This window comes from Brevibacillus sp. HB1.3 (genome assembly GCF_013186635.1).
In the GTDB taxonomy this organism is placed as follows: domain Bacteria; phylum Bacillota; class Bacilli; order Brevibacillales; family Brevibacillaceae; genus Brevibacillus; species Brevibacillus brevis_D.
In genome coordinates, this window is the sequence record NZ_JABMIT010000032.1 from 1 (window position 1) to 1,016 (window position 1,016).

Here is a 1,016-nt window from a genome sequence, read left to right on the forward strand (position 1 = left end):
GCACTTTGTTCTGTGCAGATCTTTAATTTATCACATCTAACTTTCGAAGTCAACAACTTTTTTAGTTATATGTGATTTGTTCTACTCAGTTAAACTTTTGTTTCGCGAGTAGGTTTCTAATATAACACATTGTTTTTCATTAATCAAGAGATTTTTTCAACCTCATTGAAATTAATGGTGCGGTCGGCGAGACTCGAACTCGCACGGGTCGCCCCGCCACCCCCTCAAGATGGTGTGTCTGCCAATTCCACCACGACCGCATGTAAAACGTCTCAGGAGAGGTTCGAACTCCCGACCGTCCGCTTAGAAGGCGGATGCTCTATCCAGCTGAGCTACTGAGACATATAGTAGTTATAAAAAATGGGGCGATCGATGGGACTTGAACCCACGAGTGCCGGAGCCACAATCCGGTGCGTTAACCCCTTCGCCACGACCGCCATAATGTATGCGTTTTAAAAATGTTCCTTGGCAGGGGCAGTAGGAATCGAACCCACACCAAAGGTTTTGGAGACCTTCGTTCTACCGTTAAACTATGCCCCTATGGTAGCGGTGGAGGGGATCGAACCCCCGACCTTTCGGGTATGAACCGAACGCTCTAGCCATCTGAGCTACGCCGCCATAATTATTCGCAATAAAAAGAAGTGGCGGAGGGAGAGGGATTCGAACCCCCGTGAGCTTGCACTCTAACGGTTTTCAAGACCGCCCCGTTATGACCACTTCGGTATCCCTCCGCAAAAATATGGAGCGGGTGATGGGAATCGAACCCACGCGACCAGCTTGGAAGGCTGGAGTTCTACCATTGAACTACACCCGCTTGAATATGGTGCCGGTGAAGGGACTTGAACCCCCACGGTTTCCCTCACGATTTTGAGTCGCGCGCGTCTGCCATTCCGCCACACCGGCATATTCATTTGAAACATGGTCGGGAAGACAGGATTCGAACCTGCGACCCCTTGGTCCCAAGCCAAGTACTCTACCAAGCTGAGCTACTTCCCGATTACAGTTCTTCATTTTTA

The 1,016-nt window shown here is 49.4% G+C and carries 9 tRNA genes; all 9 read right to left on the minus strand.

Annotated elements, in window-relative coordinates:
• Window positions 1-175: 175 nt before the first annotated feature.
• Window positions 176-260 (minus strand) — tRNA-Leu (locus tag HPY31_RS28455).
• Between the two features lie 8 nt (window positions 261-268).
• A tRNA-Arg gene (locus HPY31_RS28460) sits at window positions 269-342 on the minus strand.
• Window positions 343-361: 19 nt separating this feature from the next.
• Window positions 362-437, minus strand: a tRNA-His gene (locus HPY31_RS28465).
• Between the two features lie 29 nt (window positions 438-466).
• Window positions 467-540 (minus strand) — tRNA-Trp (locus HPY31_RS28470).
• 1 nt (window position 541) lies between these two features.
• Window positions 542-618, minus strand: a tRNA-Met gene (locus tag HPY31_RS28475).
• 24 nt (window positions 619-642) lie between these two features.
• Window positions 643-731 (minus strand) — tRNA-Ser (locus tag HPY31_RS28480).
• A 9-nt stretch (window positions 732-740) separates the two neighbouring features.
• A tRNA-Gly gene (locus HPY31_RS28485) sits at window positions 741-814 on the minus strand.
• 7 nt (window positions 815-821) lie between these two features.
• Window positions 822-903, minus strand: a tRNA-Leu gene (locus tag HPY31_RS28490).
• Window positions 904-919: 16 nt separating this feature from the next.
• A tRNA-Pro gene (locus HPY31_RS28495) sits at window positions 920-996 on the minus strand.
• Window positions 997-1,016: the final 20 nt, after the last annotated feature.